General features: G+C 67.8%; 15 protein-coding genes. 6 read left to right on the forward strand and 9 right to left on the reverse strand.

Annotated elements, in window-relative coordinates; genetic code table 11:
• Position 1 precedes the first annotated feature (1 nt).
• The 3 genes from ACFWUP_RS07130 to ACFWUP_RS07140 are packed head-to-tail and all read left to right on the forward strand — an operon-like array spanning position 2 to position 953.
• Complete coding sequence (locus tag ACFWUP_RS07130) at positions 2–268, forward strand: YdeI/OmpD-associated family protein (RefSeq protein WP_379231645.1); 267 nt, start codon at positions 2–4, stop codon at positions 266–268.
• A gap of 44 nt (positions 269–312) precedes the next feature.
• Positions 313–528, forward strand: a complete 216-nt coding sequence (locus tag ACFWUP_RS07135) for a type II toxin-antitoxin system CcdA family antitoxin (RefSeq protein WP_379231647.1) — start codon at positions 313–315, stop codon at positions 526–528.
• The gene (locus tag ACFWUP_RS07140; RefSeq protein ID WP_379231649.1) at positions 525–953 is read left to right on the forward strand and encodes a type II toxin-antitoxin system VapC family toxin; all 429 of its coding nucleotides are present in this window, start codon (positions 525–527) and stop codon (positions 951–953) included. Before ACFWUP_RS07135 ends, ACFWUP_RS07140 begins: the two co-directional genes overlap by 4 nt.
• A 25-nt stretch (positions 954–978) precedes the next feature.
• Here ACFWUP_RS07140 and ACFWUP_RS07145 read toward each other — a convergent pair whose 3' ends face one another.
• From ACFWUP_RS07145 to ACFWUP_RS07185, 9 genes are all read right to left on the reverse strand, one after another.
• A complete protein-coding gene (locus ACFWUP_RS07145; RefSeq protein WP_379231651.1) occupies positions 979–1,935 on the reverse strand; it encodes an exopolyphosphatase in 957 nt (318 codons plus the stop codon).
• A gap of 29 nt (positions 1,936–1,964) precedes the next feature.
• A complete protein-coding gene (locus tag ACFWUP_RS07150; RefSeq protein WP_379231653.1) occupies positions 1,965–2,480 on the reverse strand; it encodes a DUF501 domain-containing protein in 516 nt (171 codons plus the stop codon).
• Positions 2,477–3,040, reverse strand: a complete 564-nt coding sequence (locus ACFWUP_RS07155) for a septum formation initiator family protein (protein WP_379231655.1) — start codon at positions 3,038–3,040, stop codon at positions 2,477–2,479. The genes ACFWUP_RS07150 and ACFWUP_RS07155 overlap by 4 nt, the downstream gene beginning before the upstream one ends.
• Before the next feature lie 23 nt (positions 3,041–3,063).
• A complete protein-coding gene (gene eno, locus ACFWUP_RS07160) occupies positions 3,064–4,350 on the reverse strand; it encodes a phosphopyruvate hydratase (RefSeq protein ID WP_379231657.1) in 1,287 nt (428 codons plus the stop codon).
• A gap of 115 nt (positions 4,351–4,465) precedes the next feature.
• Entirely contained in the window at positions 4,466–5,194 is a 729-nt protein-coding gene (locus ACFWUP_RS07165) for a lytic transglycosylase domain-containing protein (protein WP_379231659.1), read from the reverse strand.
• 40 nt (positions 5,195–5,234) lie between these two features.
• On the reverse strand, positions 5,235–6,314 hold the full coding sequence (locus ACFWUP_RS07170) for a hypothetical protein (RefSeq protein ID WP_379231661.1): 1,080 nt from the start codon (positions 6,312–6,314) through the stop codon (positions 5,235–5,237).
• A gap of 301 nt (positions 6,315–6,615) precedes the next feature.
• Positions 6,616–9,237 (reverse strand): ATP-binding cassette domain-containing protein, encoded by a 2,622-nt coding sequence (locus ACFWUP_RS07175; RefSeq protein ID WP_379231663.1) that lies wholly within the window; start codon positions 9,235–9,237, stop codon positions 6,616–6,618.
• 131 nt (positions 9,238–9,368) lie between these two features.
• The gene (locus ACFWUP_RS07180) at positions 9,369–10,298 is read right to left on the reverse strand and encodes an ABC transporter permease (RefSeq protein ID WP_379231665.1); all 930 of its coding nucleotides are present in this window, start codon (positions 10,296–10,298) and stop codon (positions 9,369–9,371) included.
• A 1-nt stretch (position 10,299) separates the two neighbouring features.
• Positions 10,300–11,805 (reverse strand): ABC transporter substrate-binding protein, encoded by a 1,506-nt coding sequence (locus ACFWUP_RS07185; RefSeq protein ID WP_379231667.1) that lies wholly within the window; start codon positions 11,803–11,805, stop codon positions 10,300–10,302.
• A gap of 493 nt (positions 11,806–12,298) precedes the next feature.
• Here ACFWUP_RS07185 and ACFWUP_RS07190 point away from each other — a divergent pair, with 493 nt between their 5' ends.
• The 3 genes from ACFWUP_RS07190 to ACFWUP_RS07200 all read left to right on the forward strand — a co-directional run bounded on the left by ACFWUP_RS07190 (position 12,299) and on the right by ACFWUP_RS07200 (position 15,733).
• On the forward strand, positions 12,299–13,207 hold the full coding sequence (locus ACFWUP_RS07190; RefSeq protein WP_379231669.1) for a TauD/TfdA family dioxygenase: 909 nt from the start codon (positions 12,299–12,301) through the stop codon (positions 13,205–13,207).
• Positions 13,179–14,189 carry an ornithine cyclodeaminase family protein gene (locus ACFWUP_RS07195; protein ID WP_379231671.1) on the forward strand — a complete coding sequence of 337 codons (1,011 nt, stop codon included), beginning with the start codon at positions 13,179–13,181 and terminating at the stop codon, positions 14,187–14,189. Before ACFWUP_RS07190 ends, ACFWUP_RS07195 begins: the two co-directional genes overlap by 29 nt.
• Before the next feature lie 254 nt (positions 14,190–14,443).
• Positions 14,444–15,733, forward strand: a complete 1,290-nt coding sequence (locus ACFWUP_RS07200) for a Y4yA family PLP-dependent enzyme (protein ID WP_379231673.1) — start codon at positions 14,444–14,446, stop codon at positions 15,731–15,733.
• Positions 15,734–15,755: the final 22 nt, after the last annotated feature.

A 15,755-nucleotide genomic window follows, 5' to 3' on the forward strand; every position in this document is an offset into this window, starting at 1 on the left:
CATGGGTAGTCGACAGGTGGCCGGTGGCGTGGTGCACGAGTTGCCCACGGACCTGCGCGACGCGCTGCTCGCCAATTCCGCAGCGCTGACAGCCTGGCAGGACATCACCCCGCTGGCCCGCAACGAATTCATCTGCTGGGTCGAGGACGCGAAACAGGACGCCACTCGTGAACGGCGTATTCGCCGGACGCAGGAGGAGCTGGAGGAAGGTCAGCGGCGTCCCTGCTGCTGGCCCGGATGCAAACATCGAGCGCGCACCGGCGAATAGCAGCGCAAGACTTTATACACACACAGGTGTGTATAGTTTGAACTATGGCGAGACTCAATGTGTACGTGCCCGATGAACTGGCCGAACGAGCCAGAGCGGCCGGGGTCAATGTTTCGGCATTGACTCAGGCAGCGATTGTGGCGGCTCTCGAAGAGAACGCGACGTCGGCGTGGTTGGCTGATCTTGTCGATCGTCCCGAGATTTCCCACGATCAAGTACTGGCGGCGATCGACGTAGCCCGAGACGAGTTCGACCAGTGAGCGAACTCGAGCAGATCGTCCTCGACGCCAGTGCGATGGTTGATCTCCTCGTTCGCAATGACCGGACGGACGCGGTCAGCAAACGGATTTCAGCAGCCGCGCTCCACGTACCCGCACATTTCGACGTGGAGGTTCTCTCCGCCCTCGGCAGACTGAACCGAGCCGGTCTGGTTTCCGTTGCCGAAGTGCAGACCGCACTCGGTCGTCTTGCGCGGGCGCCGCTGACTCGCCACCACGTCGTGAACCTGACCATGGGCGCCTGGAACCGCCGAGCGCCGATCAGGCTCGCCGACGCACTCTACGTAGAACTTGCCGAGCAGTTCGAGATGGCGCTGGTCACCACGGACGGCCGACTGGCGCGGGCATACCCCGGAGCCGACTACATCGGCGACGAGTCCGGAACCGCAGAGTCGGGCTCGGCTTGACTCTGCGGTTTCGGTGATCGCGTGGTCAGGCTGCGTTGACGATCGACATGGCGATGCCGTCGAGGATGTCGTGTTCGCTGACGACGAGTTCGGAAACCCCTGCGCGGCGGGCTAATTCGTCGGCGAGGACCTCGGTGATGACCGCACCGCCGCCGATGACGTCGACGCGGCCGGGATGCATCGGTCCGAGGGCCGCGCGTTCGTCGTGGTTCATGGCGACGAGGCGGTCGCAGACCTGATGGACCTCGGCCAGGCTCAGGCGGGTGAGATGGACTCGGGTGGAGTCGTATTCGGGGAGGTCGAGGGCGACGGCGGTGATGGTGGTCATCGTGCCGGCTACGCCGACCCAGGTGTGGACCTTGTCGACGGGGACCTTCTGGAAGGCTTCGTCGAGTTTCTGCTGGGCGAATTCCCTTGCGGCAGTGATCTGTTCGGGAGTCGGCGGGTTGCCGGGGAGGCAGCGTTCGGTGATGCGGACGCAGCCGATGTCGGCGGAATAGGCTGCCTGGACGCCGTTTTCGTCGCCGACTACAAGTTCGGTGGAGCCGCCGCCGAGGTCGACCACGACGAAAGGTCCTGCGTCGGCGGACAATTCGCCGACCGCTCCGGCGAACGAGAGCCGCGCCTCCTCATCACCCGAGATCACTTCCGCGACCGCGCCGGGCACGACGAGGCCGAGCAGCGAACGGGTCATCTCGAAGAACTCGTCGCGGTTCTCCGCGTCACGGGTGGCGGAGGTGGCGACCATGCGCACGCGCGAAACCTCGTGCTCGGACATGATGCTCACGTAATCACCGAGGGCGCGGCGGGTGCGGTCGAGCGCTTCGGGCGCAAGCCGGCCGGTGGCGTCGACACCCTGGCCGAGGCGCACGATCCGCATCTCCCGGTGCACATCGGTGAGCCCACCGTCGGCGCCGACTTCGGCGATCAACAGGCGGATCGAGTTGGTGCCGCAGTCGATGGCGGCGATGCGCTCACTCATGGTGTCCTCCAGGTTTCGTGCTCCCGCGATTATGCCTGTTCGCCAGGGGCCGCGGGCCAGTCGGCGGGGATTGCGGTGCCACGAAAGCCCGCAGCGGCAGCCAGAGCCACCGACTCGTCACCGAGCGGATTCACGCCGGGACCCTTGGCGAGGGAGTGCGCGATCAGCACATGCAGGCATTTGACCCGGTCGGGCATACCACCACCGGTGAAATCGGTTCCGAGCGACTCGATTTCGTTGCGCTCGGCCAGATAGCTCTCGTGCGCACGACGGTACGCGGCGGCCAACTCGGGGTCGGTAGCGAGGCGTTCGGTCATCTCACGCATCACCCCGGCCGACTCCTGCCTGCTCGCCTCAGCGGTCAAACGCGGGTCGGTCAGGTAGTAGAGCGTGGGGAAGGGCGTGCCGTCGGGCAGGCGGGGCGCGGTTTTGACCACGGCGGGCAGGCCGTCGGGGGTGCGGTAGGCGACTTCGAGCACGCCGCGAGGCTCGCGGCCCAACTGCTTCGCGATGATCTCGAGGTCGTCGGCGTTCGGTGTCGTCACCGTGGTCCTTCCGGGGCTGGTTCGGAGATGCTGCGCCACAGGTCGGTGTACCAGGGGTCGGGCGCCGCGGTTCGGGTGCTCATCGGCGGCGGGGCTGGTGCTTCGATGCCGGGAATCTGCACGATGTAGGGGGTTTCGCCGGGCATCACCAGGCGAAGGCGGTCGCGCGCTTCGGAGCGGATGTAGGCCGGATCCTGTTGTTGCGCACGACGATCGCGCAAACCGGCGAGGTCGGCTTCGAGTTCGGTCCGCTGCTTGGCCAGTGCCACGGCTTCGGCGCGCTGACTGAAATACGTGCGCGTCGGCACGGCCAAGGTCAGCGCGAGGCCACACAGCACGGCCGCGAGGATCACCGCTTTGCCGGTCGAGAGACCGAGGATGGTGTGTTCGCCGCGTTCGAGCTTGCCGCTGGACTTGCGCTTGGCCGATTCCGGATGACGGCGCGTGGGGCGTTTGGCCGTGCTAGGGCGGCCGGGTGCGTCGATCTTGGGCCGGGTGCGCGACGTGCGCCTGTTACCTCGTCCACCCGGACTGGTCCCACGCGCACGTCGCTCGGTCATTCGCTACCGCCCCTGTACTGCTTTCAGAATTCGCCGGTGAAACGCGGGAAGGCCACGTCACCCGCATAGCGTGCCGAATCACCGAGGGCGTCCTCGATGCGCAGCAGCTGGTTGTACTTGGCGACCCGCTCGGAACGCGCGGGGGCACCGGTCTTGATCTGGCCCGAACCGACGGCGACCGCGAGGTCGGCGATGGTGGTGTCCTCGGTCTCGCCCGAACGGTGCGACATCATGGTCTTGTACCCGTTGCGGTGCGCCAGCTCGACAGCGTCGAGGGTCTCGGTGAGCGTGCCGATCTGGTTGACCTTCACCAGCAGCGCGTTGGCCGCACCCTTGGCGATGCCCTCTTCGAGGCGCTCGGGGTTGGTGACGAACAGGTCGTCGCCGACCAGCTGCACCTTGTCGCCGATCAAGTCGGTCAGGGCGACCCAGCCGTCCCAATCGTCTTCCGAGAGCGGGTCCTCGATGGAGACCAGCGGGTACTTGGTGAGCAGGTCCGCGTAGAACGCGCCCATTTCCTCGGCGGTGCGGATCTTGCCCTCGAACTTGTAACCCTCACCCTCGGTGTGGAATTCGGTGGCGGCCACGTCGAGAGCCAGCGCGATATCGGTGCCCAGCTTGTAGCCCGCGCGCTCGATGGCGATGCTGATCAGGTCGAGGGCCTCGATGGTGCCCGCGACGTCGGGGGCGAAGCCACCCTCGTCACCGAGCCCGGTGGCCAGGCCCTTTTCCTTCAGCACGGCCTTGAGCGTGTGGTACACCTCGGTGCCCCAGCGCAGTGCCTCGCGGAAGGTGGGCGCGCCGATCGGGGCGATCATGAATTCCTGCACGTCCACACCGGTGTCGGCGTGCGCGCCACCGTTGAGGATGTTCATCATCGGCACCGGGAGCACGTGGGCGTTCGGGCCGCCCAGGTAGCGGAACAGCTCGAGACCCGAGGACTCGGCGGCACCGCGCGCCACGGCCAGCGACACACCGAGCAGGGCGTTCGCGCCGAGGCGGGACTTGTCGGGGGTGCCGTCCAGATCCAGCAGGACCTGGTCGACGGTGCGCTGCTCGACGGCGTCGAGGCCGATGATGGCGGGCGCGATCTCGTCGAGGACACCCTCGACGGCCTTGGTGACGCCCTTGCCGCCGTAGCGGTCGCCGCCGTCACGCAGCTCGACGGCCTCGTGCTCGCCGGTGGACGCGCCGGACGGCACGTCTGCCCTGGTCAGGGTGCCGTCGTCGAGGGCGATCTCGACCTCGACAGTGGGATTGCCGCGCGAATCCAGAATCTCGCGAGCTCCGACCTGTTCGATAATGGCCACGAAAACTGCTCCTTACGACGGAAGGCACGGTAGGTATCACGGGAAAGGGCCGTGCACTGGCGAGCCTATCGTCTCGGCGGAGTGCGGAGTAACCGGCACTCCGGGCCGTGGGCAACTACACGCTGCGGCCGATGCTGTATATCGCGGCCCGATCGCGCACCACGTGCATGTATTTGTTCGACTGGTTGTAGGCGAACAGGGCACGCTGCCAGCCGTCTGCCGAGGTCAGGTCGCCGCCGCGGGTGCACAGGTAGCGGGCGGCGGTGAGAGCGGCGTCGTCGATGTTCTGCGGGTCGGCCACGCCGTCGCCGTTGGCGTCGACGCCCCAGCGTTTCCAGGTTTCGGGGATGAACTGCAGCGGTCCGACGGCCCGGTCGTAGGTGGTGTCGCCGTCGAGGGCGCCGCCGTCGGTATCGCGGATGTCGGCATTGTTCTTGGTGCCGTCGAGCGCGACGCCGATGATCGCCGGGCGCACCACACCGTCGGCATCGATGCCCGCGCCGCGATGGGTGCCGTGCCCGCTCTCCACACTGGCGATGCCCGCGATGGTGGTCCAGGCGATCCCGCATTCGGGCCTGGACTTCGCGAGCACGGCCGCGGCGTAGCCGTAGGCCTCGAGTGCGATCGGTTCGATGCCGACCGCGCCGGACTGCTCGTCGGCCCAGCCGCGTAGCTGCTCGGACGCGCGACCCGGTGCGTCGACATCGATGACGGGCAGCGCTACGCCCGGTCCCGGCGGCATGTCGTCAGGGATCGACGCGAGCGAACTGCACCCCGCGAGAAGGGCGCTGATCGCGACTGCGGCGAGCACGCCGACTTTTTGCACTGTCACCAGCTCAATCATCCAGATCCAGCGCCATTTGTGCACATCTCACAGGCACTTCTCAGAGTGGCACGTAGCAAACCGCCAATCCTGGCCCCGTGCCTCGCTTCATGGTGAAGGCGCCCGAAGCCCCTGGTGGCCGTGGGCATTCCGCGTCCGCACCCCGATGCACTTCGGACACCGTCGCGTCGGCGGCCGGATCGGCGCAATCGACGAGCGTCGCTGGCGGGCCGTCCTCGGCGCCGAAGCCGATCACACAGTCACCGGGTTTCCCGTACCCCAGGTGGTCGAGGTTCGACGGGCCGAGGCAGACCACCACGCGCAGGTCAGTTGTCGCGCTGTTGGTGACGACCACCGCGCTGACATTGCCGTCGTCCGGGCACTGCAGCAACGGAGGCTCGACGTGCTGGGTTCGCACCGACAGGACCCGGTGTCGCACGCCCGGTTGGTCGCAGGAGACCAGGGTCATCGTCGTCTGGGTGGCGCAGTCACCGACTTCACTGCCCGACAACGAGGTCGAATTCGCGGTGGGGCGGGCGCACACGACGATCGCGCGACCACCGAGCGAGACCAGGGCAGTGGTGTCGCGGGTCGCGGTGTGGGCCTTGCAGGCTTGATCGGTGACGGGGACTCGCGCGTGGATCTCGATGGCGATCACCTCGAGGGTGGTGGCGGTCGGTGCGTCGCACGAAATCCGTTTCGTCGCTTCCTTCTTCAGCTCGATACAGTCGCCGGCGATCAAGGCGCCGGGATCGGTGTTGTTGGCGCGGGTCGGCGACAGGCACAGGGCCGCATCGGGTTCCGGCGGTGGTTCGTGGACGGCGCGGGTTGCGTTCGCGTACTTCATGCAGACGAGCCCGAACGGCCACTGCGCCGATTCCCTGGCGACGATCCGGTAGGTCGCACGCTCGTCGGCGCAGTCGTGCTCGACGGGTATGCCCGCATCGGATACGCAGTCCCCCACCGACATTGCCGGTGGTTCGGGGCGGGTGAGCACGTACCCCGCGACCCCGGCCGCCGCGCCGACAACGATGACGACCGCGAGTACGACCCACAGCACCCACCGTTTGCGCGCGGAGCTGATCGGGGGTGGCGCGGCGGGCTCCTGCATCGTCTCGATGGGCTGTGGCGGGTACATCATCGGGTACGTCTCCTGAAATCGCTTGGAGGACAACCCGATTTAGTCGGACGAGGGGTGTCGGCCGTTACAGGGCGTGCCGCGCGATGGAGAGGAAGGGCCCGACTCCCAGCGCGCGCCGTCGTGCCGACGCGGTCACCGGTCGGGCCGCAGGACGGTCGAGACCTCGACCTGGGCGCGGTCGAGACCTCGGACTTGGCGCGGATGAAAGACGGAGCGTGGCGCGAGTCGCAAGCCCGTCATCACCGGAGGGCCTAAATATCGCGGCCGCATAGGTAAAACTGATGGGAAAGCCGCTCGGGGGTCAGCCGAGGAGGTCGGCGGTGACTTGGTGGGAGGGGGCAGCGAAAACTGTTGTGGGGGTACCGGATTCCACAACTCGACCGTGGTCGAGGACCAGCAGGTCGGAGCAGTGGCCGCGGACCAAGGTCATGTCGTGACTGATCAGGATGACGGCGGTGCCCCGGTCGGCACGGACGCGGTCGAGCAGCGACATGATGGCGGTGGCGGTGGCGGTGTCGAGGGCGGTGGTGATCTCGTCGCAGATCAGGACGGCCGGATCGGCGGCGAGGGCGCGGGCCAGGGCCACTCGTTGACGTTGGCCGCCGGAGAGTTCGTGCGGGTGGCGGGTGGCGAGGTCGACGGGGAGGTCGACGGCGGCGAGCAGGTCAGCGATGCGGGTGGGGATTTCCGGCCTTGGCACGCGCGCGATGCGGCGCAGTGGGCGGGCCAGGGTTTGTTCGACGGTGCGTCGCGGATTCAACGCCGCGCGAGGGTTCTGGGTGACCAGCTGAATCCCGTTGGCACCGACTTCGATTCGCCGCTTCCGCCCCACCGGAACTGGCGCCCCACCTACCTCCAGCGAGCCGACAGCATCAGCGTGCAGGCCGGCGATCACCCGCGCGAGCGTGGTTTTCCCCGCCCCGGAAGGTCCCACCACAGCGAGGGCGACACCTGCGGGCAGGCGGAAACCGATGCCGTCGAGTACCCGGTGCCCGCCTGCGTCAGCGTCGATTCCGTTGGCCCGCAAGGCAATCATCTCGTGGGTATTCGGCGAATCGTTGATCGGCGATGCTGCCGTGGCGGGCTCGGAATTCGGCGACCGATGGCCCGAGTCACCATTGCGACCTGCCAGTGCCGCATCCCGTTGGCCGCTGGACGGCCGTTCACCGGGCGGATGAACTTCGATCACGGTGTCGGCGATGGCGTTGATCGCCTCGGTGTCGTGGCCGGAGAGCAGGACGGTGGTGGAGTTCTCGGTGGCGAGAGTGGAGATCAGCTGGGCGATCTCGGTGCGCAGGCTGCCGTGGAGGCCGGCCAGGGGTTCGTCGAGGACGAGGAGTCGGGGGTGGCGAAGGATGGCTCGGGCCAGGGCCACTCGGCGTTGCTGGCCGCCGGAGAGTCGGGCGCAGCGGCGGCGGAGGTGCGTGGGGTCGAGGCCTACCTGTCCGAGGACCGCGAGGCGGTCGGCGTCGGAGCTGCGCGGGGCCGCTTCGGCCAGGACCGCCCTGACACGGAGCAGCGGGTTGAGTTCGGAGCCGGGATCCTGGCCGACATAGGCGATGTGTTCACGGCGGAACTTGCGCAGCGCGCCGGCATCGAGCGCGAACACCGCACGCCCTTCGACCAGGACGGTGCCCTCCCCACGAGCACCGGCAGGCAGATGCCCCAGCAGCGCACGCATAGCCGTCGACTTGCCCGCGCCCGACGCCCCGGTGAGCGCTGTAACCGTGCCCGTCTTCAACCGAAATGACAACGGCGCCACCAATACCGCCCCGCTGTCAGCAACAACCGTCAGCCCGTCCACGAGCGCCGCGTCGCCCGATTCTGCGACCGGTGTCCCACCTCGCCACCCAGCACCCGCGCTCTGCACTGCCCTCGCACTTTCGACACCACGAGCAGCCCCCGAGTCGCCTACCGCACGCCGCAACTCCCCCGCGCCATCGCCACCACGAACAGCGTCGCCGACCGCACGCCGCAACTCCCCCGCACCATCGACACCACGAACCGCCCTCGCGACCTCCCTGCCAGCGCTGACTCGTCCACCTCCGGCGCTCTCAGCGCGACGCGTGCTTCCGTCCGTCTCTGCCACCGCAACGGTCGCGTCGGCAGTGTTGGACGATGCTTTCGGGGCCGACCGGTTCCTGGGGCTCCTGGTCACCACCAGATTCACCCCGACCGCGACGATCGCGATGGCAGCGCTCGGCGCGAGGACCGCCCAGGGATTCAGCAGGAGTCCCGAGGCGTTGTCGCGGACCATGATCGCCCAGTTGTCGGGGCCGAGGGCCGAGACGCCGAGGAAGGCGATGGTGCTGACGAGGTAGATGGCGACTACGAAACGCAAGCCGAGTTGAGTGGTGAAGACGGCGCGGAGGTTGGGCAGGATTTCGCGGAAGATCAGGTGGGACAGGGATTCTCCGCTGGCGACGGCCGCTTCGACGTAACCGGAAGCGGCGATGGTCGCGGCGGAGGCGGCGAAGATTCTGGCGCAGTAGGGAACACCGAAGATCAGCGACACCGCGATCAGCGCGGTGACGCCACCCTGTGGCCACGCGGTGAGCACGAGCAGGATGCCGAGCACCGCGGGCAGCAGGATGACCAGGTCACCGCAGAGTTCGATGGCCCTACCGGCGCGCGGGCGCACGGCCGCGACAGCGCCGAGAACGGCCGACAACACCGTCACCGCCACCGCGATCACCGCGGCGACCACCAACAGCTGAGTACCCCCGGTGAGCAGATGACTGAGCACATCCCGACCCAACCGATCGGTCCCGAGCACCGCTCCCCCACCCGGCCCCGCAAACGGCATCCCCACCGCCGCGTCCGAAGGATAGGGCGCCAGCAGCGGCCCCACCACCGCAAGCAACACAACAACCCCCACCCCGCCCGCCACCGAGTACCACCACGCCGCCGCCCACCTGGACATGCGATCACCATGCTTTCCTGCGAGCATCGGCCGAGAGGACAACTGCACCAGGGCATGCTGATCTTGATTTGCGGCCGGGGAATCCCGCTGCGCTCGTCGGGGGTGCGCCTCGTTCGGGGGCGTGGGTGGAGTCATCGCGCGCTTCGTGAGGCGCAGGCTCGGACTATGTCGGCGATTGCGAGGAGCGCCATGATCACGATCGCGGTCAGGGCTACCACCGCGGCGACCATGGTGGCGTCGCGGTCGGCGACGGATCCGGCGAGTACTGCGCCGATGCCCGGATAGTTGAAGAGGGTTTCGACCACCAGTGCGCCACCGAAGAGCATGCCGACCGAGGTGGCGTAGCCGGCGACGATGGTCGGTGCGGCGAAGGGCAGCATGTGCCTGAGCAGGATCGTCCGCGACGGAAGTCCTTCCAGCACGGCGCTTTCCACATGCGGTGCCGCGGACACATCGAGCAGCGCCGAGCGCACGACGCGCGCATTCCAGCCGATCTGCGGAATCGCCAACGCGAGCACCGGAAGTACCAACATCTCAGGCCCGAGCGGAAACCCGGAACGCCCCGTAATGGTGACGGCGGGCAGCCATCCGGTGGCGAGGGAGAACACCAGGATCAGCAAGGTGCCACCGACGAATTCGGGCACGGCTACCGCAATAGTGCTGACCGGCTGCAACATTCGCGACACCGTGGCGGTCGGCCGCATTGCCCACCAGCACCCGAGTCCCAGTGACAACGCAACGGTCAGCAGCAATGCGATCCCGCCGAGCAGCAGGGTTTGCGGGAACTTGTCGGCCAGCAGCGCGCCGATCGAATTGCCCCGCGCGGTCTGCCCGAAGTCTCCGGTGAACACCCCGGCGATCCAGTCGAGGAACCGCACCGGCAATGCGCGGTCCAGGCCCAGCTCGCGCTCCTTGGCCGCCAGTGCGGCTGGATCCGCCTCCCTGCCGAGCGCCGAACGGGCCGCGTTCCCCGGTAGCAGGTCCACCGCGACGAACACGATGGCCAGCAACGACAACAGCAGCGCGATCCGCCGGAACATCGGCAGGGCAAAGGTTTTCATGTCACGCCAGCCAGGCGCGTTCCAGCTGCACCCGCGCGAACCCACCTAGCGTCGGCAGATCACGCACCGTCGAGGCCGCGATGTCGACACCGTCGGCCATACCCCACACCAGATAACCGCCACGCTCGAATTCGATGCGCTGCAGTTCGCGTACGGCCCGCTCGTATTCGTCGCCGGAAGTGGCGAGGGCCTTGGCGTCGGCCGCGTCGAATTCGGTGTCGCGGAAGGCGGTTTCGTTGCGGTTGGAGCCCGACGTCATCAGCTTGTCGGCCAGGAACAGCACCGAGTCGTTGGTTCCCCACGACACCGTGTAGAGCGGTGCGTTGAGCCAGGTCTGGTCGTAGAACGCGGCCGATTCCACCACCTGCACATCGAGGCGCACGCCGATCTCGGCGAGCTGGGTGGCGATCACCTTCGCCGATTCGACCTCGCCGGGCACCTCAGCTTTGGTGACGAACGGGTAGCTGCGGCCGGTGTCGAAATTGGCTTCGCGCAGCAGGGTTTTCGCGCGCTCGACGTCGCGCTCGCGGCGCAGTGAGGTGTCGTAGAGCGGGTCGGCGGTGCCGAGCACGTCAGCGGCGACGGTGCCGTAGCCGGAGTGCACCTGGTTGACCAGCGCTGTCCGGTCGACGCCGAGGCGCAGCGCCGAACGCACCCTGGCATCGGCGAACGGGCCGTCGGCGACGCGCATGGCCACGCCGAGCATGGTGTCGTCGGCGCGCCGGATCACCTGCAGGTCACCGCGTCCGGCGGCGGTGCGTCCGGCGATCGCGCCCACGTTGGAGGCGAGGTCGATCTGTCCGCCGAGTGCCGCGTTGCCCAGCGCGGTGACGCTGTCGAACATCGTCACCTCGATGGCGTCGAGCAGCGGCGGTGTGCCGTGCCACTGTTCGTTGCGCACCAGTCTGGCGTTGCCGCCCTGGTAGGACTCGAGCTTGAACGGGCCGGTGCCGATCGCGGCGGCGAAGTCGGTGGTGTCCTTCGGGACGGTGAAGGTCATCAGCCGAAGCAGCAGTGGCAGTTGGGTATTGGGCTCTGGCACGGTGAACACGACGCGGTTCGGGCCGTCGGCGACGATGTCGTTCTCGGCCACCGGCATCTTCGACGCGCCACCGACCGAACGCAGGCGCCGCATCGACCACACCATGTCGTCGGCGGTGACCGGCGCGCCATTGTGGAAGGTCGCGCCGTCGGCGATGGTGAAGGTCCAGCGGCGATTGTCGGTGCTCGGCTCCCACTTCGAGGCCAGGCGCGGGGCGACGGTCGGGTCGGCGCCGGGGACGGTGAGTGCGTCGTAGACGAGCGAGGCGATGAGGAAATCGCTGTCGTTGCTGAGGTTGGCGTGCGGATCGCGTTCGCTGCGGGCGGCGGTGCCGAGCGCGCCGACGCGGAGTGTGCCACCGCGTTGCGTGGTGCCGGAGCGATCATCGCTGGTGCACCCGGCCGCCAGTAGTAGTGCGGTGACGCCGACGCCGGACCGGAAGAGCTGCCTGCGAGTGAAACCCATCGTTTTCCTCCTCGAACCGCGCGCGCCGAATTCCCTTCCCGGCGCCACAAACCTAGGCGAGGCTAGCCTAAAACCATGCTCAGGTGGGGAGCTTCACGTCGACCGTCATCGAACCGCAGCGCCCCGCGACACCCCGGTCGACGCTCACAGCGCCCGCGCGGGTAGAAAGCTACGTTATACGAATCGGCTATTTCCCGGCCGAGTTGTTAGGTAAGTCTTGCCTAATCAGATGCCAGGCACTACCTTCGCACATCGAGCCTGTAGATCACCCGAGTTCGACTGATGCGAAGAAGGGAAACCGGTGAAAAGCGTTCTCTCCGAACGTATTACGCTTCACCAGCACGACATAGAATATCGCGAGCTCGATCCCGGAGCCGCTGCTGCGCTTCGATCGCTCGCGACAGACATCCGCCGTCGATTAGGTGACACACCACACACGACTACCCTGCACGATCCGACGCTGATCGCCCAGATCACCGACCGCGTCGCCGAAGTGCCCGACAGCGTGCGGCACGCCGTCTGTCCACCCGCCACCGCCGCCGGCGCGACCGTGGTCCGCGGACTGCCCGTCGACGACGCCGATTTCGGCCCGACGCCGCCCGACTGGCAGGCCGCCGCCGAGCACGCGCACCGCGGCTCGCTCGACCTCGATATCGCGATGTTGCTGCTCGCTCGCTGCGTGGGCGAACCGTTCGGCTGGCAGGGGCAACAGGGCGGCCGACTGGTCAACAACATCGTGCCCGCCGCGGGCCACGAGAACGAACAGTCGGGCGCGAGCAGTTCCATCCTGCTGAGCCCACACACCGAGGACGCCTTCCACGCCCAACGCGCCAACCTGCTGATGCTGACCTGCCTGCGCAACCCCGACCGGATCGCCACCACGGTCTCCTCGGTGCGCCAGGTGCGCCTGTCCGCCGACGAGGTACACACACTCACCACACCGACACTGCCGATCCTGCCCGACGTCTCCTACGGCACCGGATTCGATCAGCTCGCACCGCTGCCGACCCTGTGGCTCGACGAAAATGGCGCTGCCACAGCACGTTACGACCCCGCCTACACCCCACTCGATGACGCGGACGCGGTCTTCCGTGCCGCCTACGCCCGGCTCACCGCCGAACTCGCCAGGGTCAGTCACGCCCCCGCGCTGGCCCCCGGCGAGATCCTGCTGGTGGACAACGATGTCGCCGTACACGGGCGCGTGCCGTTCCGTGCGCGCTACGACGGCACCGACCGCTGGCTCAAACGCGTCAACATCCGGCTGCCCGAACGCCGTCGGCGCGCGCAGGAGTCGTCCGAGAATGGGTATGGCCAGCAGGTGGTCGCGCCGTTCCGGGCGGCCGCTGATCGGACAGCAGAGCGGGGCATGACAGATGAACGAGGATCCGTTGAACAACCGTGACCGCGGCATCGGGCTGCGCGTACTCTCCCGCAGCGACCTGGCCGACGTGCCGATCACGCCCGCCGAAGTGGTGCGCGCGGTCGAGGAGGCCTACCTCGCCTTCGCGGCAGGCGAATCCGACAATCCGCGCAAGCTGAGCGTCGCGGATCCGGGCGGCTCGTCGGTGTCCTACGCCATGCTCGGCCGCGACGGACGACGACGCGTGGTGGCGATGAAGACCTCCTACAAGTTCGATCCCGGCCACGACCGCAGCACCAAGCGGTACTACACGACCATCACGCTCTACGACGACACCACCGGTGCGCCGATCGCGATGATGGACTGCGCGCGGGTCGGGGCGTTGCGTACGCCCGCGGTGTCGGCACTGCTGGTGCGCGAGACGGTGCGGCGCGGGGCGGAGAGTGTGCTGCTGATCGGTACCGGTACACAGGGACGTAATGCGTTGCCGCACTTGCTCGCCGCGAATCCGCAGTTGCGCAAGTTGATGGTGTACGGCACGCATCCCGAGGGGCTGGCCGCCGTGCATTCGCACCTGGCCGACGCAACACCACACGCGCTGCTGGATGTGGTCGACGATCCGTACGCCGCCGCGGCGACCGCCGATGTGGTCCTCGCCACGGCCGGACCAGGCACCGAGGTCGCACTCGAATCCTCGCATCTGGCACCGGGTTCGGTGGCGGTGCTTGTCGGCTACGGGTTGGCGCCGTCGACGCTGGTCGAGGCCGATCGAGTGGTGGCCACCAGCGCCGCGCAGATGGCGCTGACCGGCACCGACATGGTCGGGCCCGACGGGACGCTGCGATCGGTGGACGCCGAACTGCCGCAGGTACTTACGCACAGTGCCGTTGGCCGCCGCACCGAGGACGAGAAGATCTTCGTCTATAACAGTGGGCTGGTTCTCACCGATATCGCGGTTGCGCACGCGCTGGCGGCCAGGGCGATCGCCGAGGGCCGGGGTACCGAGGTGCCGCTGTGGGACTAGTCGGCGACGGGGCCGATCTCGCTCCGCATGACACGGTCCCGGGCACGGGATGGGCGGAAGCCGCCGGAACTCCCGGAGCTGCCGAGCGCAGGGTGCCCGCGTACCGCCCGGCTCCGACACACCCCGATTCGCGCGAAGTCAGCACCGAGCCGCGCGACTGCGGCGGGCCACGCACGTCGGAGCCGGAGCCAGGAGCGTCACCCCCGGTTCGGTCCGCGTCGGCGCCCGAGCGTCCGTGGCATTGCGCGCCCCCGATGCCCGCGTATACCGAGGCAATCGAGCAGCGCCTGCTCGCCGATCCGGTCTTTCTCGCAGATATCGCCGACGCTGTCGGCGGGCCGTTTCATGTGCTGTTTCCTGAGCGGGTTGCGCTGAATATCAAGGCTTTTCAGCAGGTGTTCGCCGCGGCGGACGTCGACGGGTTCGTGTACTTCGGGAAGAAGGCGAACAAGGCGGCGTGTGTGGTTCGGGCGTGTGCTGAGAACGGTGCGGGCGTTGACGTCGCCAGTACCGGCGAGTTGGTCGCGGCCATGGCGCAAGGGGTGCGTGGCGAGGATCTGATGGTGACCGGGCCCGCGAAGTCCGATGAGTTGCTGTGGTTGGCGGCTCGGCAGCGGGCGCTGATCGCGATCGACGCGCTCGATGAACTCGAACGGCTGGCCGCGCTCGATCTGCCGGTGCGCGTGCTGTTGAGGGTGCTGCCCGAAGGTTCGACCAGCCGATTCGGGCTAGATCCGATGGAACTCGAGCAGGCGATCCAAGCCGTGAAGGCACCGATCACTCTGTCGGGCTTCAGTTTTCATCTGTCCGGCTATGACGCCGCCGCTCGCTCCGAACAGGCGGCGGCGTTGCTCGGACACTGCAGGCGCGCACGGGCCAACGGCCATCCGGCGGACACGATCTCGATCGGCGGCGGCTTCGGCGTCGACTATCTCGATGCTTCGGCATGGGACGAGTTCCGGAATGCGCTCAGCGACAACTGGTTTCACGCGAGCCCGCCCGGCGACTACTACCCCTACCACTTCCCGGTTCCGGGCGCGGCGATGCTCGACGCGATTCTCGCGCACAACAATCTCGCCGAACTGTTGCGCGACAACGGAATACGACTCGCGGTCGAGCCTGGCCGGGCCCTCCTGGACCGTGCCGGTAGCTCCGTCTTCCGCGTCCAAGGTGTGAAAACACGTATTGCACAGGGCAACCCGTACGACATTCTCACCGTCGACGGCACCAGCCTCAGCCTGTCCGAACAGTGGTTCGACAGCGAATACCTCCCCGATCCCGTGCTGTGGCCGCACACCACCGGCCACCTCACCCCCACCTGCGTCGGCGCCACCACCTGCCTGGAGTCCGACCTGCTGAGCAGACGGCGGATCCCACTACCCCGCCGCGCGCGAACCGGCGACCTGCTCGTCTACCCGAACACCGCCGGGTACCAGATGGATTCCAACGAGTCCACGTTCCACGAACTCCCGCTCCCGCCGAAGGTGGTGCTGCGCGCAGACGCCGACCGGCTGCGCTGGAGTCTCGACCACACCGCCCGCTGATCCGAGCTCGACAAATCCGATG

Source organism: Nocardia sp. NPDC058658 (assembly GCF_042716665.1).
Lineage (GTDB): Bacteria > Actinomycetota > Actinomycetes > Mycobacteriales > Mycobacteriaceae > Nocardia.

Excerpts from the sequence above, each read along its gene's own strand:
- ACFWUP_RS07130 (WP_379231645.1), top strand. The coding sequence starts at position 2 with ATGGGTAGTCGACAGGTGGCCGGTGGCGTGGTGCACGAGTTGCCCACG.
- ACFWUP_RS07135 (WP_379231647.1), top strand. The coding sequence starts at position 313 with ATGGCGAGACTCAATGTGTACGTGCCCGATGAACTGGCCGAACGAGCC.
- ACFWUP_RS07145 (WP_379231651.1), bottom strand. The coding sequence starts at position 1,935 with ATGAGTGAGCGCATCGCCGCCATCGACTGCGGCACCAACTCGATCCGC.
- ACFWUP_RS07155 (WP_379231655.1), bottom strand. The coding sequence starts at position 3,040 with ATGACCGAGCGACGTGCGCGTGGGACCAGTCCGGGTGGACGAGGTAAC.
- ACFWUP_RS07165 (WP_379231659.1), bottom strand. The coding sequence starts at position 5,194 with ATGATTGAGCTGGTGACAGTGCAAAAAGTCGGCGTGCTCGCCGCAGTC.
- ACFWUP_RS07170 (WP_379231661.1), bottom strand. The coding sequence starts at position 6,314 with ATGATGTACCCGCCACAGCCCATCGAGACGATGCAGGAGCCCGCCGCG.
- ACFWUP_RS07175 (WP_379231663.1), bottom strand. The coding sequence starts at position 9,237 with ATGTCCAGGTGGGCGGCGGCGTGGTGGTACTCGGTGGCGGGCGGGGTG.
- ACFWUP_RS07180 (WP_379231665.1), bottom strand. The coding sequence starts at position 10,298 with ATGAAAACCTTTGCCCTGCCGATGTTCCGGCGGATCGCGCTGCTGTTG.
- ACFWUP_RS07185 (WP_379231667.1), bottom strand. The coding sequence starts at position 11,805 with ATGGGTTTCACTCGCAGGCAGCTCTTCCGGTCCGGCGTCGGCGTCACC.
- ACFWUP_RS07195 (WP_379231671.1), top strand. The coding sequence starts at position 13,179 with ATGAACGAGGATCCGTTGAACAACCGTGACCGCGGCATCGGGCTGCGC.
- ACFWUP_RS07200 (WP_379231673.1), top strand. The coding sequence starts at position 14,444 with ATGCCCGCGTATACCGAGGCAATCGAGCAGCGCCTGCTCGCCGATCCG.